The sequence below is a fragment of the Paenibacillus sp. BIC5C1 genome, assembly GCF_032399705.1.
GTDB lineage: Bacteria > Bacillota > Bacilli > Paenibacillales > Paenibacillaceae > Paenibacillus > Paenibacillus taichungensis_A.
On the sequence record NZ_CP135922.1, the window covers coordinates 3,095,507 to 3,115,648 of the forward strand.

16 protein-coding genes are annotated in these 20,142 nt (G+C 45.5%); 15 read left to right on the forward strand and 1 reads right to left on the reverse strand.

Annotation, left to right across the window (positions count from 1 at the left end; genetic code table 11):
• Window positions 1-235 precede the first annotated feature (235 nt).
• From RS891_RS14055 to RS891_RS14080, 6 genes are all read left to right on the forward strand, one after another.
• Window positions 236-1,447: an RICIN domain-containing protein gene (locus RS891_RS14055; RefSeq protein ID WP_397386949.1), complete on the forward strand. Its 1,212-nt coding sequence runs from the start codon at window positions 236-238 to the stop codon at window positions 1,445-1,447.
• A 130-nt stretch (window positions 1,448-1,577) separates the two neighbouring features.
• Window positions 1,578-3,221 carry an exosporium glycoprotein BclB-related protein gene (locus RS891_RS14060; RefSeq protein ID WP_315795637.1) on the forward strand — a complete coding sequence of 548 codons (1,644 nt, stop codon included), beginning with the start codon at window positions 1,578-1,580 and terminating at the stop codon, window positions 3,219-3,221.
• 247 nt (window positions 3,222-3,468) lie between these two features.
• Window positions 3,469-3,771, forward strand: coding sequence for an AraC family ligand binding domain-containing protein (locus tag RS891_RS14065; RefSeq protein ID WP_315795639.1), 303 nt, complete (start codon window positions 3,469-3,471; stop codon window positions 3,769-3,771).
• Entirely contained in the window at window positions 3,768-4,298 is a 531-nt protein-coding gene (locus tag RS891_RS14070) for a helix-turn-helix transcriptional regulator (RefSeq protein WP_315795641.1), read from the forward strand. The genes RS891_RS14065 and RS891_RS14070 overlap by 4 nt, the downstream gene beginning before the upstream one ends.
• A gap of 76 nt (window positions 4,299-4,374) precedes the next feature.
• A complete protein-coding gene (locus RS891_RS14075) occupies window positions 4,375-5,604 on the forward strand; it encodes a multidrug efflux MFS transporter (protein WP_315795643.1) in 1,230 nt (409 codons plus the stop codon).
• Entirely contained in the window at window positions 5,576-6,169 is a 594-nt protein-coding gene (locus RS891_RS14080) for a hydrolase (RefSeq protein ID WP_315795645.1), read from the forward strand. The genes RS891_RS14075 and RS891_RS14080 overlap by 29 nt, the downstream gene beginning before the upstream one ends.
• Before the next feature lie 122 nt (window positions 6,170-6,291).
• Here RS891_RS14080 and ytaF read toward each other — a convergent pair whose 3' ends face one another.
• Window positions 6,292-6,915, reverse strand: coding sequence for a sporulation membrane protein YtaF (ytaF, locus tag RS891_RS14085; RefSeq protein WP_315795646.1), 624 nt, complete (start codon window positions 6,913-6,915; stop codon window positions 6,292-6,294).
• A 165-nt stretch (window positions 6,916-7,080) separates the two neighbouring features.
• Here ytaF and RS891_RS14090 point away from each other — a divergent pair, with 165 nt between their 5' ends.
• The 9 genes from RS891_RS14090 to RS891_RS14130 all read left to right on the forward strand — a co-directional run bounded on the left by RS891_RS14090 (window position 7,081) and on the right by RS891_RS14130 (window position 20,037).
• A complete protein-coding gene (locus tag RS891_RS14090) occupies window positions 7,081-7,740 on the forward strand; it encodes a DUF1232 domain-containing protein (RefSeq protein WP_397386916.1) in 660 nt (219 codons plus the stop codon).
• Between the two features lie 655 nt (window positions 7,741-8,395).
• Entirely contained in the window at window positions 8,396-13,594 is a 5,199-nt protein-coding gene (locus tag RS891_RS14095) for a S8 family serine peptidase (protein WP_315795649.1), read from the forward strand.
• 230 nt (window positions 13,595-13,824) lie between these two features.
• Window positions 13,825-14,583, forward strand: a complete 759-nt coding sequence (locus RS891_RS14100) for a YheC/YheD family protein (protein ID WP_113054970.1) — start codon at window positions 13,825-13,827, stop codon at window positions 14,581-14,583.
• 237 nt (window positions 14,584-14,820) lie between these two features.
• Window positions 14,821-15,825: a Gfo/Idh/MocA family protein gene (locus RS891_RS14105; protein ID WP_315795652.1), complete on the forward strand. Its 1,005-nt coding sequence runs from the start codon at window positions 14,821-14,823 to the stop codon at window positions 15,823-15,825.
• A 19-nt stretch (window positions 15,826-15,844) separates the two neighbouring features.
• Window positions 15,845-16,768 (forward strand): AraC family transcriptional regulator, encoded by a 924-nt coding sequence (locus RS891_RS14110; protein ID WP_246318147.1) that lies wholly within the window; start codon window positions 15,845-15,847, stop codon window positions 16,766-16,768.
• Window positions 16,769-16,780: 12 nt separating this feature from the next.
• Window positions 16,781-17,878 (forward strand): Gfo/Idh/MocA family protein, encoded by a 1,098-nt coding sequence (locus RS891_RS14115; protein WP_113054968.1) that lies wholly within the window; start codon window positions 16,781-16,783, stop codon window positions 17,876-17,878.
• A gap of 107 nt (window positions 17,879-17,985) precedes the next feature.
• Window positions 17,986-18,306, forward strand: a complete 321-nt coding sequence (locus RS891_RS14120) for a transposase (protein ID WP_315793342.1) — start codon at window positions 17,986-17,988, stop codon at window positions 18,304-18,306.
• Window positions 18,307-18,329: 23 nt separating this feature from the next.
• Window positions 18,330-19,166 carry an IS3 family transposase gene (locus RS891_RS14125; protein ID WP_315796316.1) on the forward strand — a complete coding sequence of 279 codons (837 nt, stop codon included), beginning with the start codon at window positions 18,330-18,332 and terminating at the stop codon, window positions 19,164-19,166.
• Window positions 19,167-19,323: 157 nt separating this feature from the next.
• On the forward strand, window positions 19,324-20,037 hold the full coding sequence (locus RS891_RS14130) for a glycosyltransferase family 2 protein (protein WP_113054967.1): 714 nt from the start codon (window positions 19,324-19,326) through the stop codon (window positions 20,035-20,037).
• The last annotated feature ends 105 nt before the right edge of the window (window positions 20,038-20,142 follow it).

A 20,142-nucleotide genomic window follows, 5' to 3' on the forward strand; every position in this document is an offset into this window, starting at 1 on the left:
ATATATTAAAGGTCACAAGGTATGGACCGTTCATTCGCACAGGCCAGATAAAATACTTGGAATGCTGCCTTGTCCATGGTATATCCAGTTCGCAATAAGAAATAATCGAGCTACATACAGAATACATTTAATGTAAACGTTGTTACGGATTGAGAAAAATGGGATGTCCCTTTTCGGAATCAGTCCGTTAATATGGGGAGGGAAAAGATTGTTGAGAAAAAGAAAAATCGTAAGTATGTTGGTGCTGTTCAGTTTCCTAATCGCTTTACTGCCTGGCACGACGACAAACGCAGCGACCAATTGGAATCTGGTGTGGAGTGACGAATTCAATGGAAGCTCTCTGAATACGTCGAACTGGTCTGCAGAGATTGGTACCGGCAGTGGTGGATGGGGAAATAATGAATTGCAGTATTATACGAATCGCACCGAGAACCTGCAAGTTACAGGTGGCAATCTGGTCATCACTGCACGCAAAGAAAATTACAATGGCAGTAGTTATACCTCGGCGCGAATCAAAACCCAAGGCTTGAAGGATTTTACTTACGGGAAAGTCGAAGCACGTATCAAGCTGCCGTCAGGTCAGGGACTCTGGCCTGCTTTTTGGATGCTGGGAAGCAACATTAATTCCGTTGGCTGGCCAAAGAGCGGAGAGATCGACATTATGGAGCGGGTCAACAACAATGCTTTTGTAAACGGTACCGTTCACTGGGATGCTAACGGGCATGCCGATTATGGAAAGATATCGGAAAATCTTGATTTTTCCCAATTTCATGTGTATAGCATCGAATGGGATTCCAAATATATAAGATGGTTTGTGGATGGCAAACAATTCAATGAGTTTTACATTGAAAATGGAACAGGCAATACTGAGGAGTTTCAGCGTCCTTTTTTCCTCCTGTTGAATATGGCTGTGGGCGGGAATTGGCCTGGCAGCCCTAATAACGCGACACCTTTCCCATCCCAAATGCTGGTGGATTACGTACGGGTATATCAAGCAGCGAATACACCGAACATTATCAGCGGAGGCCTCTACACAATTGGTTCCAAAGCAAGCGGTAAAGTGTTGGATATCGTGGATGTATCCACGGCAAGCGGAGCCAAAGTACAACAATGGACCAATTACAGTGCGAGTAACCAAACGTTCAGGGTCGACAGCACAGGGGATGGTTTCTATAAACTTACGGCGGTTCATAGCGGAAAAGTTCTTGATGTGCCCAACTCAACAGCGTCACCCGGTGTGCAGCTTCAGCAATGGGATGATAACGGCTCTAACGCCCAAAGGTGGAGCATCCAGGATGCAGGGAACGGTTACTATAAAATCATTTCCAAAGTGAATGGATTGGCAGTAGATGTGTCGAGTTCTTCAACGGCAGATGGGGCTGTAATCCAGCAATGGAATGATAACGGTACAGATGCACAAAGATGGTCGTTTAACAAATTGAATTAATTAAACGGCAATAATTTTAGGTGTATTCATCACAAAATTTGATGTTGGTAATATATTGTTGACATCAGGCAAGTGATGTTCGCCCGGCCTGCGGACATTATCAAAGCTCCCAAGGAGGAGATTATGGAACATGAAATACAAAAAACGCAGTGGAGCCGGGGGAAGCGGCTTTAGAAAAGGCGGAGAAGAATTACATCATACGGGCATTGGTGAAGAAGCTCATTTACTCCTCAAATTAATAGGTGAATTGAGAACTACCATTGCACAGGTATTTGCTAATCCAACTCAGGTTAATGTTTCTGTCTTAATAGAAATTTTGCGAAAGTTGCTGGCTTTGGTTCATCATTTGAAATTAAAGAAAGGAAACAAGTCGAGCCTGGAAGCAGCTTTGGAACTTTCGATTGCTTCAGCGGAGGTCATTCCCTTCTCTCCAATAAGTGTAGGCATTAATTTGCAGCAATTGCTTGATTCGCTGTTGTCTGTAGTTTTACAGGAATGCATTCATTCCGCGGACAAAGACCAGTTGGTCATTGCTATTCGAGCAGCAGAAGTAGCTCTTGCCAACACACTTAGAAACTCAGGACTTCCAGGACCTGCGGGACCCGCAGGCCCAGCAGGTCCTGCCGGACCTCAAGGTGTTGCGGGTGCTCAAGGAACGATAGGTCCAGTGGGATCACAGGGTAACCCTGGCCCAGCGGGTGCAGCTGGTCTGAACGGAGCTACGGGAGCAACCGGAGCAACGGGCCCAGCAGGTGGTGCAACTGGAGCCACAGGAGTGACTGGAGCGACGGGAATTGTTGGATCAGCAGGCGTAACCGGAGCGACGGGCGATCCTGGTGTGGCGGGAGCGACGGGAGTAACTGGTGCTACGGGAGCCGCAGGATTGGCCGGAGCCACAGGGGTGACTGGAGCGACAGGAACAGCCGGCGTCACTGGTGTGACTGGTGCTACGGGAGCCGCAGGATTGGCCGGAGCCACAGGGGTGACTGGAGCGACAGGAACAGCCGGCGTCACTGGTGTGACTGGTGCTACGGGGGCCGCAGGATTGGCCGGAGCCACAGGGGTGACTGGAGTAACGGGAACAGCCGGCGTCACTGGTGTGACTGGTGCTACGGGGGCCGCAGGATTGGCCGGAGCCACAGGGGTGACTGGAGCGACAGGAACAGCCGGCGTCACTGGTGTGACTGGTGCTACGGGAGCCGCAGGATTGGCCGGAGTAACTGGTATTACAGGCGTTACAGGAGCTACAGGTTCGGGAGCGATCATTCCTTTTGCTTCTGGTGGTCCAGCCATTTTGACAACGATCGTTGGTGGATTGGTTGGTACAACAAGCCTGATTGGTTTCGGTAGCTCAGCAACGGGAATCAGCTTGGTGGGAGGCGCCATTGATTTAACAGGATCGGTAGTTGGACCACTCATTAACTGTGCTTTTTCGGCTCCAAGGGATGGAGTTATAACTTCCATAGCTGCGTATTTTAGCACAACCGTAGCCTTATCTTTGGTTGGTTCAACGGTAACCATCACAGCACAACTGTTCAGCTCGCCTACGCCAGACAACGCATTTACGGCTGTTCCTGGAGCTGTCGTGACACTGGCGCCTCCACTTACAGGTATTATCGCATTGGGCAGCATCTCCAATGGTATAACAACCGGATTGGCTATCCCTGTGACTGCACAGACTCGTCTGTTGTTGGTGTTCTCGGCGACGGCTACCGGACTCACACTCGTGAATACCGTTGTCGGTTATGCAAGTGGTGGCGTGAACATTACCTGATTTAGTTTAGCGAACAACAGAATTAATAAATTGATGAAACAAGCTGCGCTCCATTTGAATTGGAGACAGCTTGTTTTTTTGTTCTTTTAGGTTTATCTTCGACACAAACAGGATTGAATGAATTAACTGAGAAACCATCATCAGCTGAATGTCCCTGTATATTAAACATGCTACTCTTTGGAAATCCTGAACAGGTGAACTGGAAGAGTGAATAATACAATTAGACGATATGTGCGTGGAGGGAACCATGAATATAGAACAGCTCTTTTTCCATATTTTATACTGCAACTCAAGAAAGCCGAAAGAACTTCGAACATTTTCAAATAAAGGAGTGCGAACGCTTCAGCATCATGAACTTATATTTATTACAGGTGGGAAAGCGGAGATTACCATCGATAGTAAAAGATATTCCATTCAGGAAGGCGTTCTAATCTATCTTCAACCGGATGTCCCTCACTTGATAGAGATTGACTTTAAAAATCCCATCAGTTTTTTTCAGTTCACTTCAGTTATGTCCGGATCGAGCAGAATGATAATACATGGACTGTGAACAATGACGTAGAGGTGTTTCCCTTGCCTGCTGTCCAGCAATTACAGGACTATTACCAATTGGAAGAAGTATTTAAACATATGGTGGAGACCTGGTATACGAAATTACCGGGTTATGAGTTTAGCACCAAGTCCTTATTACAGCAGTTGATTATCGCGATCGGCCAAAATGTAAAAAAGCGTCATCGTAATTATGCGACATCCCTGAAAGTGGAAAAGATCATCAACTATATGAATCAACATCTGCATCGTAAAATCACCTTGACCGAATTATCTGAGCTCGTACAGTTATCAGCCCCGTATTTATCAAGAGCTTTCAAAGAGATTACAGGATACTCCATCATAGAATTTTTCAACAAACTGAAGATGGATAAGGCAAAAGAGATCATTTTGGAAGGAAACAACAAAGTTAAAGAGGTTGCGCAGTTACTCGGTTACACGGATGAATTCTATTTCAGTAGGTTATTTAAACAATTGGAAGGGATGAGTCCAACGGAATTTTACAGCAAAAATGTCCATGGAGTTTAACATAATGCATGGTGTACAGTCGTTCTGATCGCTAAGATGAGGATATGATTCTGAAGCGGGAGGAAGGCTTGTTGATATGCCGCTGTGGAAAAAAAATTTGATTGTATGTTGGTTTGGAATGTTTGTGACCGGAGTTGGGATGAGCCAGATCGCACCGATTTTGCCGCTGTACATCAAGCAGCTTGGTGTGAACGACTCAGCAGCGATTGCCCAATTCTCCGGAATTGCCTTTGGCATCACATTTGTACTTTCTGCCATTTTCTCCCCCATATGGGGAGCGGCTTCCGACCGATGGGGAAGGAAACCGATGCTTCTTCGAGCTAGTTTGGGCATGGCTATAGTAGTAGGTTGTATGGGATTCTCAACAAATGTGTACATGCTCATTGGACTTCGGCTACTACAGGGTGTCATCACAGGATATAGCACCGCCTGTACGACGCTGATTGCGACCCAAACCGATTCCAAACATGCGGGCTATGCTCTGGGCACACTTTCAACGGCCAACATTGCAGGTTCCTTGATCGGACCTACAATTGGTGGTTTCATCGGGGTGAATTGGGGACTCCAGAATTCATTTTTTATAACGGGTGGGCTGATGATGATAGCCTTTATTACGACCGCCTTGTTTGTGAAAGAATCGTTCACGAGAGAGGACAAAGTGGTGCTTGGCCTCAGGGAAGTATGGCGAAAAGTGCCCGAGAAAAGTTTGACGATTAACTTATTCGTTACTTTTTTTGTACTCACTGTGGCCTTATATTCGGTGGAGCCTATCATTACCGTGTATATTACGCAGCTTTCCGGTAACACTTCGCATGTTGCTCTGTTGGCCGGAATCGTATTCTCGGCATCAGGACTCGCCAATCTCATTGCTGCACCAAGGTTGGGCAGGCTTTCGGACCGAATAGGCGCACAGAAGGTCATATTGGTTGCTCTTCTAGCTGCCGGAATTCTCTTCATAGCACAGGCGTTTGTAGCGAGTCCGTGGCAATTGATGGGCCTGCGTTTTTTATTGGGATTGGCGGCAGCCGGGCTGATTCCTTCGGTGAATACTCTGATCAAAAAAATTACACCAGCTTCACTTACAGGTAGAATGTTCGGTTTCAACATGTCAGCAGGATATCTAGGAGTATTCGGCGGTGCCGTTTTAGGTGGACAAGTGGCTGCCTGGATGGGAATACGATATGTGTTCTTTATTACCAGCGCATTGATATTGATCAATGCTGGCTGGGTGTATTTTAAGGTCTACAAAAAACTTGAAACGAATGGGAGAGAAGATCATGGAAAACTTGAAAAAAGCAGAAGCTGAGCAGCTTACAGCCGAAAGAACAGCGTTGGTTGTGATTGATTTGCAAAAGGGGATTGTGAATAGCCCGCTACAGGCTCCACATACAGGTGAGCAGGTGGTGCAGAATGCGGCCAAGTTAGCACAGGCTTTCACGGAAAAGGGAGCCTTTGTCGTGCTTGTAAAAGTCTCGTCAGTCGATGGAAAAGACATGTTGAAACCAAAAACGGATATGGAACGGGGAGCGATTCAGTTTAGCGCAGACTGGGATCAATTCGTGCCTGAAATGACTGCCCATACTCCTTATCATACGGTTGCCAAGCGTCAATGGGGTGCGTTCTTCGGTACCGATCTTGACCTCCAGTTGCGACGTCGGGGAATAGATACCATTGTATTAAGTGGCGTTTCCACGTCGATCGGTGTGGATACTACAGCGAGAGAAGCTTATCAGCACGGTTATCAACAGATTTTTGTTGAAGATGCAATGACGGCTGCTACCAAGGAAGAGCATGACTACGTTTGTAAAACCATTTTCCCCAGATTGGGCCGCATTCGCTCCAGTGAAGAAGTGGTTACGGCGCTGAAATAGTATAAGCGGGTGTATAACCAGGGATTCTGAGGCAGATAAGGATCTATCAACAATAGCGCTAAAATACTCCAAGAAGGAGACATCTGATCAGATGTCTCCTTCTTGGAGTTTGGCATACAAGATTAGAACAAATTATTGGCTGCAATCAACAATAAGAGAACCCCGCTGACAAGTGTTCCGAACTGTCCCAATGTGAACGAACCAATACGAACGTTAGCCGCTTTGGCCCCCATCCACACGCCAAACCATACGGTAACAAAACTGCCGATGGCTGCGGTAAGGGAAATATACAAGGGGGATAGGCCCATCAGCCCGGCGCTTAGACCATTCGTCAGTGCATTTGTCGAAAGAGCAACGCCCAGAATCAATGCTTCAAGGATTCCAATATGGTTTGATTTGTCTAAATCTACCCGTTCTGGATTTTGCAAAATAGACCCAATCCCGAGGGTTTGAGAGTCAGTCTCTTCGTGATCTTTCTTCTTGCGGGGAACCGATAATAAGATGATACGAAAACCGATAACGAGTAGGATGAATGTCCCCAGCAGTATAGGAAAAACGCCAGGAAGCACGATCGAAATCCATTTTCCGAACAAAATACCTGAATAGCTGAACAATAAACAAACAACGGCGATCAAAAAATTCGAAAATAGGCTGATTCTGATTTTTCGGATCCCGTATGATAGTCCGACACCCAGATTGTCAAGACTCGAAGAGACGGCCAAAGCAAGAATAAGCATCCACGCCATAAAATCACCTCATGATCTGTAGTCTGCTCTTAATGTATGTCGTGTTGAGATTCATGTGCCCGTCCTTGAGAAAAATGCAACAAACCGTTGTTGATGAAGAAAGAATAAGGTAAACTTTCACCACGTTGTCCCATATACTAGACTATGGATCATATCTCTGGAGGGATGCTGGTGAGAGCACATGATCAAACAAAGGATTGCCATATTGGAGATTTGATCAAGCCTCTACTTGCCAGACGTGAGCTCTCGATGCGCAAATTTAGTACGTTGTGCGGAATGGACACGGCTACCATTTCTCGGATTCTGAACGGGAAGCAGCAACCGAAGCTCACACATTTGCAGATTTTTTCCGAACAGTTGGACGTTTCACTGGATCATCTTATTGAGGCTACAGGCTACAAAATCAATCATGTCAAAAGAGAGACTGAGCGGGGTATTCTGGATTCGCTTGAATCGATCAAAACGGTTCTGCAACATACGAAATTATTGGACCTCGATATAACAACAGAGCGGATAGAACAGGAGATGGTTAAGTATGAACAATACGCACGTACGGATGAAGGGCATCGAATAATATGTAAGGAGTTTGATCTAAAAATCAATCAGATAAACGGTGCGGGACCGTTTATAGATCACTTGAAGGAAATGCATATTCAATACTGTGATGAGATTACACCCGAGAACGATCGTACTCTGATCGGTAGTGCGTTATTATACTTTATTTCGTCTGCCGATCTGATCCCGGACTATCTCTTTCCGATTGGTTATCTGGATGATGCCATTGTTGTGTATCTGGTGTTGGATCGTCTGAAGCAACGCTCATGACGGGAATGGTTTGGAAGTACCCCAAAAGAACGGCGCGAAGTATCTCGCATCGTTCTTTTTGATGTGAATGAATCAGATATAGTTAAAAAGAACTGTTTGAATCAATCGAAACGTCAGAGTTTTCGTATTCGCGAAAAGAAGATGCATTACAGAGAGTCATTAGACTTATGAAAGCATTAAAAAGGCTTATTTTCTATATTTTTCTATAAAAGTGCTTGTATATCTCATTTTGTGACTCTATAATATACCATAAATATACAATTTGATTCTAAATTTTATATTATATGTAATTTTAAGAGTTTGTTTGTACATAGGTTAAGAAATCTCCCGTTCTACCCAGGTCCATAATACTCCCATGTAAAGTATGCGTTCTTGCTAACGCCGGTGATTACCCTCCTTAATGCATGCGAATAAACTTCCGCTCACAAGATGGATTAATTTGAAGTCCACCTCTTCCATATATACGCTGAAATTGGCTATCTAATAATCTTTCACATACGATGTAATTTAATAACCTGTCCTGTAAAGGAGGTGAGGCTTGATGTAAGTAAACGCAATCAGTCTGTCCAGTTGAGGTTGTTTCATCGTTTCATTTAAAGAAATGGATACAGTGAATCACTGTATTACAAAAACCGGGTAAAGGGAGTGGAAAAGTTTGATAAAGATGAATCGTTTGCGTAAGCCGCTTTCCATGGGCCTGTCGCTTCTCCTTGCATTATCTATCATTCATCCGGTTTCAGCTGAAAACGCCGCATCGCAGAAGATCGACATGAAATCCAGTTCGGGCAAGATCACCACCTCCAAAGTTAACGCAAAGCTGAGCAAGGAATTTGAGAGCAATGATTATGTTACTTATCTGGTGAAAATGAAAGAACAGGTAGATACAGCCTCAGTATCCAAGCTAGCCTTGGAAAAGGCGACGATTGACAAGCAAACGGCTTCGGCAACGAAATTGTCCGTGCGAAGCACGGTTGTAAGTACTCTGCGGGAAACGGCCTCACGATCCCAGTATACCCTGGAAAGTTTTCTTGAAAAGGAACTTGACCTTGGCAAGGTCAAAGAATATAAAAGCTACTTTATCGTTAATGCACTCGCAGTAACGAGCACGAAGGAAGTCATGGAACAGATTGCACTTCTTCCCGAAGTGGATAAAATACTGCCTAACGAGCAGCGTTATATGCAGAAAACCGAGATCAGTAGTGAAAGTGCAACAGCTGCTCCAGCAACGGAGTCTGCCAAGTCACCAGCCAAAGAGGCAGATAAGAAGGAAAGTGCGGCTGCTAACGATAAGAGCCTGCAGACAGAGAACGTTGAATGGAACATCGATTCTATCAACGCGCCAGCAGTCTGGGATAGAGGAATCGACGGTACAGGTATCGTTGTTGCCAACCTGGATAGCGGGGTCGATTACACCCATCCAGCACTCCGCAGCAAATGGAGAGGACTTGATGCTTCGGGAAATGTCGTTGATCCCGAGCTAAGCTGGTATGATCCCCATAGCCATGCTTCCCTTCCTGCGGATGGAGATGGCCATGGTACACATACAATGGGTACCATGGTAGGCTCCGAAGCGAATGGCACCAACAAAATCGGGGTTGCACCCGGAGCAAAATGGATTGCTGTTCGAATTTTCAATCCGAGTACGACCGATGCCATTATACTGGATGGCGGGCAATGGCTGATTGCTCCAGTGGATGCTGAAGGAAACTTGCACCCTGAGCTTGCCCCGGATGTGGTTAACAATTCCTGGGGTGGTGGCGCAGGATTGGACGAGTGGTTCCGTCCAATGGTACAAGCTTGGCGTGATGCACAGATTTTTCCGGAATTCTCAGCCGGGAATGTGACACTGACGAATCCGGGAGGTCCAGGTTCAGTCGCGAACCCTGCGAACTATCCAGAGAGTTTCGCAACGGGAGCAACGGATATCAACGGGAATCTAGCTTCGTTTTCCCTTCTGGGTCCTTCCCCTTATGAGGAAATTAAGCCGGAAGTTTCGGCTCCAGGTGTTAACATCCGTTCCTCTGTTCCGGGCGGTGTATACGAGGGTGGCTGGAACGGCACGTCCATGGCAGGCCCACATACCACTGCACTGGCCGCACTCCTGCTTCAAGCCAATCATTCCCTTACGGTTGATCAGTTGGAGCAAATTATTATGGATACAGCGACACCGAGAACAGACAGCCGGTATCCAACTTCGCCCAATAACGGCTACGGTCACGGTATTATCAATGCACTGGATGCTGTGGGCTCCGTCCTCGAAGGTATAGGGACGGTATCTGGCAGGGTTGTCACAGCAGGTGACGATCTAGAAGCGCCGGTCCTGGAACATGCGCCTGTCAATTCTGCTTTTACGGGGCTTGATATTCCACTTACTGCACGTGTTACCGATAATGTCGGTGTAACCACAGTAGAGGCTTTTGCCAAAACAAAGGGCACGAGCCAGTACGTATATCTGCCGATGAATCGAGTAGCTGGGGATGCCAAAGATGGAACTTACACAGCGACAATTCCGGCATTTCTGATCGAGTCACAAGGCTTGGAGTACTATATCCGGGTCAATGATTATGGCAATAACGGATTTGAGAGTGAAGTTTATAAGGTCGCTGTCTCCAATGGAGTTCAGCCTGGGTATCTGCAAGACTTTGAGGAAGACAATCTGGGCTTTACCTCGGGGGGAGTTGGCAACACCTGGGCATGGGGAGCACCAACGAGTGGACCGGGAAGTGCATACTCTGGTGACAAGGTGATTGCAACCAATCTGACAGGGACATATGCAGCCAACAGCAATGCCTACTTGCTCGCACCACCAATTGATCTTACCCAGAGCTCTGAGGGAGCTTTGTTATCCTTCAAGCACTGGTATGATTTGGAGAGCAATATCGACTTTGGCAAAGTGTACATTGCAACAGAGGATAGTGATTTCGTATTTGAAGAGGCATTGAGCTTTACAGGTGCCGGTGGAGGTTGGAAAACTCAATATATTGACTTGCGTGACTACGCCGGCCAACAGGTATTTATCAAGTTTAATCTGACCAGTGACAATTCCGTTCAAAAGGCTGGTTGGTATATTGATGACTTTTCCGTACAAGCTCCAGATGATATTGCTCCGGGAGCGCCAAGCGGATTGTCCGCTTCTGCCGACATTCTGGGGAACGTAAACTTGTCCTGGACGGGATCGGACGATGAGGATCTGAAATCCTATAACGTGTATCGTTCAACGAATTCCGGCTCAGGTTATGAATTGCTCGGAAATACATCATCAACAACATTTACGGATACGGCTACAGTAACAAATTCGACTTATTTTTATAAGGTAGCCGCTCTTGACTATAGTGGCAATGAGAGTGACAAGTCGAATGAGGTATCCGTTACCGTGGAGGTCCCGGAAGATATCTTCATCGACCACTTTGATGGTAGCAGCGACAATGGCTGGACTCATTCCGGCACCAAGGATGAGTGGGAACGGGGAGTTCCCGTCGTTGGACCTGCCAATGCAGTTTCTCCGCCAAATGTATGGGCAACCGATCTGGACAGCACTTATGAGAACGGTTCAAACTACTCTCTGGTTTCGCCAGTTGTAGACTTAACCCAGGTAGATCAAGCTACGCTGACGTTCAATCATTGGTATGAAATCGAAAGTGGATACGATTATGGTTATGTTGAAGCCACGAAAGACGGTGGCAACACATGGTCGGAGCTTGGTAAATTCTCTCATTCTTCAAATGGAAAACAATGGACTCCAGTATTCTACGATCTGGCTGCACTGAAGGGGAATGAAGTTCAATTCCGGTTCAGATTGACTTCGGACAGCAGTGTCGTCAAGCAAGGCTGGTACATCGATGACTTCCGCATTCTGGGTATCGCCGCTGAGACGGTTACGGAAGATACGGCGATTGTTCTGAACAGTGACAAGCCTAAGCCGGAATATGATAATGCTTGGTACAAAGTTTCAAGTACGGACAAGGCTGAATTCAATAAAACCAAACAGGAACAGCCTGAAATACAGAAACCTGGAGCAGGCTCTGTAACGCCTCAAAGCTTGCCTGCAAGTGCAACGGTTACCGTTCTGGAAACAGGACGTTCCGTGAAGACGGACCCAACGACAGGTAAATACAGTTTCACTCATGTGGCTGGTGATTACACGTTGAAGGCTGAGGCCTATGGCTATTATCCTCAAACGAAGACGGTAACCATCACGGATGGAAGTGGAGCAACAGCCAACTTCAATCTGGAAACCATTCCTCAAGGAAAGATTGAAGGTATTGTGAGCGATGAGCGTACAGGGAAACCTATTGTTGGAGCATCAATTCTCGTGTTGGAAGATGCTCAAGTAGGCGCTGTTCGCACAGGAACAGATGGTAAATTTACTCTGGATGTTCTGGAAGGAAGTTATACACTGTCGATCATCGCAAAGGACTACTATAGCAAAACTGTGAATGTAACAGTGCCTGGGAATGGTACAGCCGAAGCGAAAGTTATTTTAAAACCATTTATTGGATTTCCTGGAGAAATTGCTTATGACGATGGATCGGCTGAAAATGCAAGAGCCTTTGTGGCCGCAGATAATGCATGGGCTGTACGTATGACACCAGAATTGGAGACAGCACAGCTTACAGGTGCATCACTTCGATTCTGGAATACGGAGTGGCCAGTACCAGGAGGAACAGCATTCAAATATGCCGTCTATGATGCCACTGGATCGGGTGGAGCACCAGGCCGATTGCTGGCGGGACCGTTCGACGGTACGGCATTGCGCAATAATCAGTGGACAACCGTTGAATTTCCCGAGCCAGTAGTGGTACAAGGCGATTTCTATATCGTATATGTTCAGACTGCAGTTGGAACGAGCGCACCAGGACTCGCAACCGATGAAAATGGTGTGAATGCAGGGCGGAGCTGGCAGCGTGTAGGCGGTGTATGGAGTACTGCACCAGCAGAAGAGGGTAATTATATGATTCGTGCAGTTGTGAAATATCCGGTGAATGCACCTGTACTGACGCAACCGACGAACACCTATACCAACCAGCCGACATTTGATGTATCGGGAACTTCTCCAGCTTCTGGAGCCCAAATTAAGATTTATAACGGAAAAGAAATAGCGGGAACCACAACAGTGGAGAATGGAAAATTCAAGCTGAATGTTAAACTTCGTGCAGGGGTTAATGCCATAACTGCCGAGGCAGTAGTTAACGGAAAAACAACGGATCGCTCCCTTCCAGTTGTGGTCATCTTGGATCAGACAGCACCTGTGCTAACGGTCCTTACACCTGAAGAAGGAAGTCGAATCAACACCGAAGTGGTTCATATAACCGGAGATGTACAGGACCAATTCCTCGACAAAGTGACCATTAACGGACAGAAGGTGAAATTGGAGCAAAATAGAAGCTTTAATCACCGCGTACTTGTGAATGAGGGCAAGAATACGATCACAATCATTGCGACAGATATTGCAGGCAATAAAACAACCGTGACACGGACTGTTTATGTGGAAACGTCTTTGCCTGAACTGACCAATATCTCTCCGGCTGAGGATGTACGGATTGTAGCAGGAGAAACCGTAACAGTTTCGTTCGACAGTAACCCTAAATTACAGGCCTCTTTCCGGATTGAACTGCCATCCAATTTGAGCACACAGGCTGGCGCAGAGATTCCATTGGTGGAAACGGAAGCTGGTCATTATACAGGCACCTATACAACTGCTTCTTCGCTGGTGCTTGAGGGTGGAGTGATCGTGATCCGTGCTCAGGACGCAGCGGGGAATAAAGTTGAAGTGGAAGCGCCCGGACGGTTGTTCGTATCTGCAGCAGAAGCTCCCGACACGAATGTCCCAGTTGACGAAAATCTGTTGCCATAATCGAACAATCAAGAAGAGGCGTATATTCCAGTTCAGCTTCAAATAGAAACAGAAATGATATCTGAACATGTAAATTGAAAAGCCGACAAGCTCACGAGATAGTGGCTTGTCGGCTTTTTGTGTGTAAATTCAGGAGGTATTGCCTAAGATTCGTTCAATGATATTGCATATGATGCATCAGATTAATGTAACAGCGAATGTGTTGAATTTGAAAACAGGAGGAACGATCTGTGGGTATTGAGAAATCACAACCGTTACGAAGCAAATGGCTTAAAACAAAGCAGCTTATCAATAATGACTCAATAAAACCGTTCATACCTGATACACAAAAGTTTAACAAGGTGAATCTAAAATCTATGATAGCCAGATATGGGATGTTATATATCAAGCCTGAAATAGGAACCCATGGAATGGGCGTAATAAGGGCTGAGATGAAAAATCAACAGGATTTTGCGTATCAGATAAATCAAAAGCGTCTGACGTTCAATAGCTTCGATTCGTTCCATAAAAGTCTTGCACATGTTGTAAATCAGAGAAGCTATCTTATTCAGAGAGGGATTCATCTGCTAAAACACAATAAAAGGCGCTTTGATATCCGCGTCATGGTGCAGTTAAGCCCAAAACAGCTGTGGGAAGCAACGGGGGTCATTGGCCGACTTGCACATCCCCAAAAAATAGTAACCAATTATCATAACGGCGGTCAGCCAGTGGATATTCACAAACTACTGGAATCTCACGTATCCGCCAAGCGCAGCAAAGAACTGATTCAGGAAATGAATGAGCTTGGTGTTGTGATCGCTCGTCATATGAATAAGAAATACACGCGATTGAAGGGAATTGGCGTGGATATTGGACTGGATCAAAGTCTGAAACCTTGGGTCATTGAAGTGAATGCCAAGCCGGACCCTTATATATTTAATCAATTAAAAGACAAGACGATGTATCGCAAGGTAATCCGGTACTTCCGTTACACAGATCATAAGCCATAAAATCTTCAACCTAACTTTGGACATCCTTGATTTCGAACGGTTACATGCAGCGAAAGCTTCCTATTATCACGAATTGGTGAGCAGGAAGCTTTTTTGCTTGTTTTCTTAAGAAGGTCATTCTGATTCATGTCGTAATTTTATATAGTTATTGTCGTAAGTTCCTATTAAAATTAGATCAGGTCTGTGTTAATTTATAGTTAGATGTCAGAATATCATATAGTATGGAGGTTAATCATAGTGACCATTCGAATAGGTAAAATAAGCTTATGGCACGTACATGCCTGGGATTATATTAAACAGGCTCAGGAGCACGAAGATACGGTGATGGCTGCTGTATGGGATGAAGATGCCAAGCGTGGACAGGAAGCTGCTGAACGTCTGAATGTACCATTCTATGCTTCGCTTGAAGATATGCTGGCACAGGACAACATCGATGCCGTCATTGTAGATGCACCGACACGTCTTCACGAAGAAGTGATTACTGCTGCTGCAAAAGCGGGCAAACACATTTTTACAGAGAAAGTTATCGCTTCAACTATTAAAGAAGTAAATACAATCATTTCGGATGTACAGGATAACGGAGTGAAAATGACGGTTTCTTTACCGCGTTTGAACGATGGATATACATTAACGATTCAAGATGTTTTGAACCAAGGACTACTTGGTAAGGTAACTTATGTTCGTGTGCGTCTATCGCATAACGGTGCGATTGCCAATTGGTTGCCTGAGCATTTTTACGATCTAAAAGATTGTCAGGGAGGGGCACTAATTGACCTCGGTTGTCATCCGATGTATCTGACGAATCTGTTCCTGGGTCAAGAAGTGACAGGTGTTAATGCTAATTTTGGATATGTTACTGGAAAAGAAGTGGAAGATAATGCGGTAGCTACCTTACTTACGGATTCCGGAGCGATCGGTGTGGTCGAGGCTGGATTTGTGAACAGTCATTCGCCGTTTGCGATAGAAGTGCATGGTACGGAGGGTACACTGTTATACGGAACACCGGACGATAAGCTATTGATTCGCACGAATGTTGGTTCAGATCAACAGAAAGAATGGACGGAAATTCCTTTGCTGGACAGAAGAGAAAGCGCATTCAGCCAGTGGGTATCCCATATTCAAAATAATACGAGTGCTACCGAGAATTTGCAGACGGCTACTCAGTTAACTCGCCTGATGGAGGCGGCCAACCTTTCTGCGAAGGAAGGGCGCAAAATCTCCTTGAAGGAGTTACAGGGATAGGGTATTGGGAGGTGCCGCATTGAGCCGATATCCTTTTGAGAAGATGCTTGAACGACAGGATATCCTGGAAAGGCTGGATGTCTCGATTCTGTGGGGGCACTACGAAATACGCGTACTGCGATTTCATCTGACTTCTTTTCCAGCAGGCAGAATCGTTGATTTTCATAACCATGCAGAATTCGAGTTACATTTCATCCCTAGAGGGAAAGGGAAAGTCATTCTGGGGGATGAGATGCATCCGCTCTCTGAAGGCATGCTGTATTTAACGGGCCCGGGTCTTGTTCATTATCAGGAGGCGGATTCACAAGAGGCCATGGATGAATTATGCCTACACGTGGATATCATCGAACATCCCAGAGAGGGTGTAGATCCGTGGGAGGCAGCAGAATCAGAGGAAACGATCGAAAAGCTTAGAACACTTCCGCTTGTTCCGGTACATGATTATCATCGCGCCATGAATTGCTTCTTGGAAGCCTATGAGGCTTGTGACCGAAAACTGATCGGATATTACACGTCTATTAAGCAGCAGGTAATCAGTATTCTGCTGAAGACTGTCCGAGCCTACGATATCGGAGGAAATCGGGCGGAAGCTCCCGTGCGAGACATGTCGGTGTACAGGTACGATTATGCCATTCAGTATATGGAGGCAAATCATCCTTCGGCAGTAACGCTGGAGAATGTAGCGGAGAAGCTGCATATTAGCAGCAGACAACTGCAACGCATCTTTTATCAGGTTCAACCGGAAATGCCTTTCAGCCGTGTGTTGGAGGATATCCGCCTGCGCGCGGTATGCCGCAATCTGGAAGAAAGTAATGTTTCCATCGAGCAAATTGCCCTGGCTTCAGGGTTTACCAATGCGAATTATTTGCATGCTGTTTTTCGCAAGCGTCTGGGGATGACCCCATCGGCTTTCCGTAAAATGAAACAACCAAACCAAAAGTGAGGGTGATTAGATATGAGTAAAACGTATCGTGTAGGGATTATTGGCTGTGGCGGGATTGCAAACGGCAAACATCTGCCAAGTCTGAGCAGGCTTGATAATGTTGAACTGGTTGCTTTTTGCGATATCGTTCAGGAACGTGCCGAAGAAGCCAAAGAAAAGTATGGTAGTGCCGAAGCACAGGTATACACGGATTATCAAGAATTACTTCAGGATGCGACAATTGATATTGTTCATGTTCTTACGCCAAATATCTCTCACGCAGAGATTTCGATTGCTGCACTGGAATCCGGAAAACACGTTATGTGTGAAAAACCAATGGCCAAGACTTCTGCTGAAGCGCAAAAAATGCTTGAAGCAGCGGAGCGTACTGGTAAAAAACTGACTATCGGATACAATAACCGTTTCAGAGAAGACAGCTTATACCTGAAGCAGATGTGTGAAGCTGGCGAACTGGGTTCGATTTACTTTGCCAAAGCACATGCGATTAGAAGAAGAGCGGTACCGACTTGGGGTGTTTTCCTTGATGAGGAGAAACAAGGCGGCGGACCGTTGATTGACATCGGTACACACGCACTTGACCTGACACTCTGGATGATGGATAACTATCAACCGAAGGTTGTTCTGGGCACAACGTATCACGAGCTTTCACAAAGAGAAAATGCAGCCAATGCATGGGGCCCTTGGGACCCGGAGAAATTCTCGGTTGAAGATTCCGCTTTTGGTATGATCGTAATGGAGAATGGCGCGACAATTATGCTGGAGTCCAGCTGGGCGCTCAATTCACTGGATGTGGATGAAGCGAAATGCAGCTTGAGCGGAAGCGAAGCGGGTGCGGATATGAAGAATGGTTTGCGCATCAATGGTGAGAAATTCAGCCGTTTGTACACCAACGAAATTGAACTGAGTGCAGGCGGTGTCGCTTTCTACGATGGGAAGAGTGAAAGTGCACCGGATGTAGAGATGAGAAAGTGGATCGAAGCGATCGATAAAGATCTGGAGCCGGTTGTAACACCTAAACAGGCTTTGGTAGTTTCACAGATCCTGGAGGCACTCTATGAGTCTGCTCGCACAGGTAAAGCCGTTTACATGAACGAATCCAATCAAGCCTAGAATGAATTTAAAAACCCTTTGTCTGGTATTATCCCCTTTAAGTAGACACTTGAAAAAACCTTCATGTTATCATGAGGGTTCAAGTGACACTTGGAGGGGATATTTTTATGGCCAAAAAAGGACAAACATTTCAGACGTATACCGAAGAGTTTAAATTGAATGCAGTTAGATCCTATGTCGAAGGTTCTTCAAGTTACAAAGTGGTCGCTGATCGCGAAGGAATTCGAAACTGTTCACAACTGAAGGTGTGGGTAAAAAAATGGAAAAACGGGGAAGTGTTTGATGAGCGAAAAAACAATGTTCCGAATCCAATGAAAGGACGTCCTCGTACTGCCTTTAGCAGTGTAGAAGAAGAACGGGATTACCTTCAAGCACAGGTGGATTATTTAAAAAAGCGGTATCCAAATCTAGTAAAGGAGAAGCGCTGAGCCAACGGGAGAACTACGATATCATAGACGAATTGCGCTGCTCGCATGGCATTACACGCCTATTATCGATTACAGGAATACCCCGTTCCAGTTACTACAAATGGCGAGCAACACAGCCGCAGCGAGACGCAAGACAAGACCGTGAGCGTGAGATCAAAGAACACATGATGGCTATTCATTTTGCAAACCGAGAGTTTGGTTATCCTCGCATGACAACGGCGTTGTGGGAGGCTGGTCTGAACGTTAATCACAAGAAAGTATGGCGAATCATGCGGGAACTATCGATCCAATCGGTAATTCGTAAGAAGCGGAAGAAGTCCAGCTATACGCCATCTGTGATTTATCCGAATCGCCTGAAGCGCCAGTTTCATGCGACAGCACCCCAGCAAAAAATGGTGACGGATATTACCTATATTCCGAATGGAAGTACATTTGTTTACCTGTCCGTGATTCAAGACCTGTTCAACAATGAGATTGTAGCTTGGCAGTTGTCTAAACGGAACGATGTTCAGCTCGTATTGGATACGGTGGAACAATGGACACAAAAAAGAGACGTTTCAGAAGCCGTGCTCCATTCGGATCAGGGCTTCCAATACACGTCTCAGGCGTACAACACACGATTAAAAGCATTCGGCGTGAAGGGCAGCCACTCTCGCAAAGCAACCTGCCTAGATAACGCATGCATCGAATCCTTCTTTTCGCATCTCAAGACAGAGAAGCTGTACCTTAACCAGTGTAATTCAGAAGTAGAGATTCGACAAGCCGTGGAAGATTATATGTACAATTACAACTACCGACGCTTTCAAGCCAAACTCAAACAGCGCGCACCGATTGAATATCGATGCGCACTGGCAGCATAGCTTTTTTTATCTGTCTACTTGACAGGGGTAAGACCATGTCCTGATCTTGAGGACAGAGGGTTTTTTGGCCTTTTATACGCTATCGATTCGTCTATACCATTCTCTACTTCTGAACGTATGATGAAAAAACATATTTGTGCAGAAAAGAGGGTATGTCATGACAGCAAATAAAACGGGAAACGGTGTCTCTATTATAGTATGTACCAATCGGCCACAATTCTTTGACAATATCCTGCAAAATTACAATCGACAGCGCTATAAGGCAAAAGAGCTAATCATCATTTTGAATCATGACAGCATGAATCTGCAATTATATCAAAATCGCGTTCGAAAACATGCAAATGTTAGCGTATATCAAGTACCAGAAAGCATATCGCTTGGACAAAGCCTGAATGCCGGGATTACCCGAGCCCGATTCCCGTTGATCGCCAAATTTGATGATGATGACTACTACTCGCCATTTTATTTGAAAGAACAAGTGAATGGACTAAAACGAACGAAAAGCGATATTGTGGGCAAACATTCATGTTTGGTTTACTTGGGTGCTTCAAAAACGCTGCTGGTGAGATCACCCAAAGAAAAGAATAAATATGTGGAATTTATACAAGGCGGCACACTTCTGTTCAAAAGGGAGATATTGAAGAAGGTTCGTTTCACGGATCGTTCCGTTGGAGAAGATGTAACCTTTCTAAGACAATGCAGAAAAAGAGGATTCAAAACCTATGCTACGTCACCATATAACTATGTGTATCACCGGAGACAAAATAAAAAAAGTCATACCTGGAGAGCAGATGATAGCTTTTACCTGGAAGGAAGCAAACGGTTAGCAGTTACGGAAGATTTCAGATCATATGCAGATAAGGGATTATAGAGGGGATAATTCAAACTAAAAAGATGTGTCTGTCTAATGCAGATGCATCTTTTTTTGTTTGGAAAACGGGCCGAGTTGAAAACTATTTATAAAATCATCAAAAAA

Bases quoted from the DNA above. Each gene is read 5' to 3' on its own strand.
- RS891_RS14055 (WP_397386949.1), top strand. From the start codon at position 236: ATGTTGGTGCTGTTCAGTTTCCTAATCGCTTTACTGCCTGGCACGACG.
- RS891_RS14060 (WP_315795637.1), top strand. From the start codon at position 1,578: ATGAAATACAAAAAACGCAGTGGAGCCGGGGGAAGCGGCTTTAGAAAA.
- RS891_RS14065 (WP_315795639.1), top strand. From the start codon at position 3,469: ATGAATATAGAACAGCTCTTTTTCCATATTTTATACTGCAACTCAAGA.
- RS891_RS14075 (WP_315795643.1), top strand. From the start codon at position 4,375: ATGCCGCTGTGGAAAAAAAATTTGATTGTATGTTGGTTTGGAATGTTT.
- RS891_RS14080 (WP_315795645.1), top strand. From the start codon at position 5,576: ATGGAAAACTTGAAAAAAGCAGAAGCTGAGCAGCTTACAGCCGAAAGA.
- ytaF (WP_315795646.1), bottom strand. From the start codon at position 6,915: ATGGCGTGGATGCTTATTCTTGCTTTGGCCGTCTCTTCGAGTCTTGAC.
- RS891_RS14090 (WP_397386916.1), top strand. From the start codon at position 7,081: ATGCTGGTGAGAGCACATGATCAAACAAAGGATTGCCATATTGGAGAT.
- RS891_RS14115 (WP_113054968.1), top strand. From the start codon at position 16,781: ATGAGTAAAACGTATCGTGTAGGGATTATTGGCTGTGGCGGGATTGCA.
- RS891_RS14120 (WP_315793342.1), top strand. From the start codon at position 17,986: ATGGCCAAAAAAGGACAAACATTTCAGACGTATACCGAAGAGTTTAAA.
- RS891_RS14130 (WP_113054967.1), top strand. From the start codon at position 19,324: ATGACAGCAAATAAAACGGGAAACGGTGTCTCTATTATAGTATGTACC.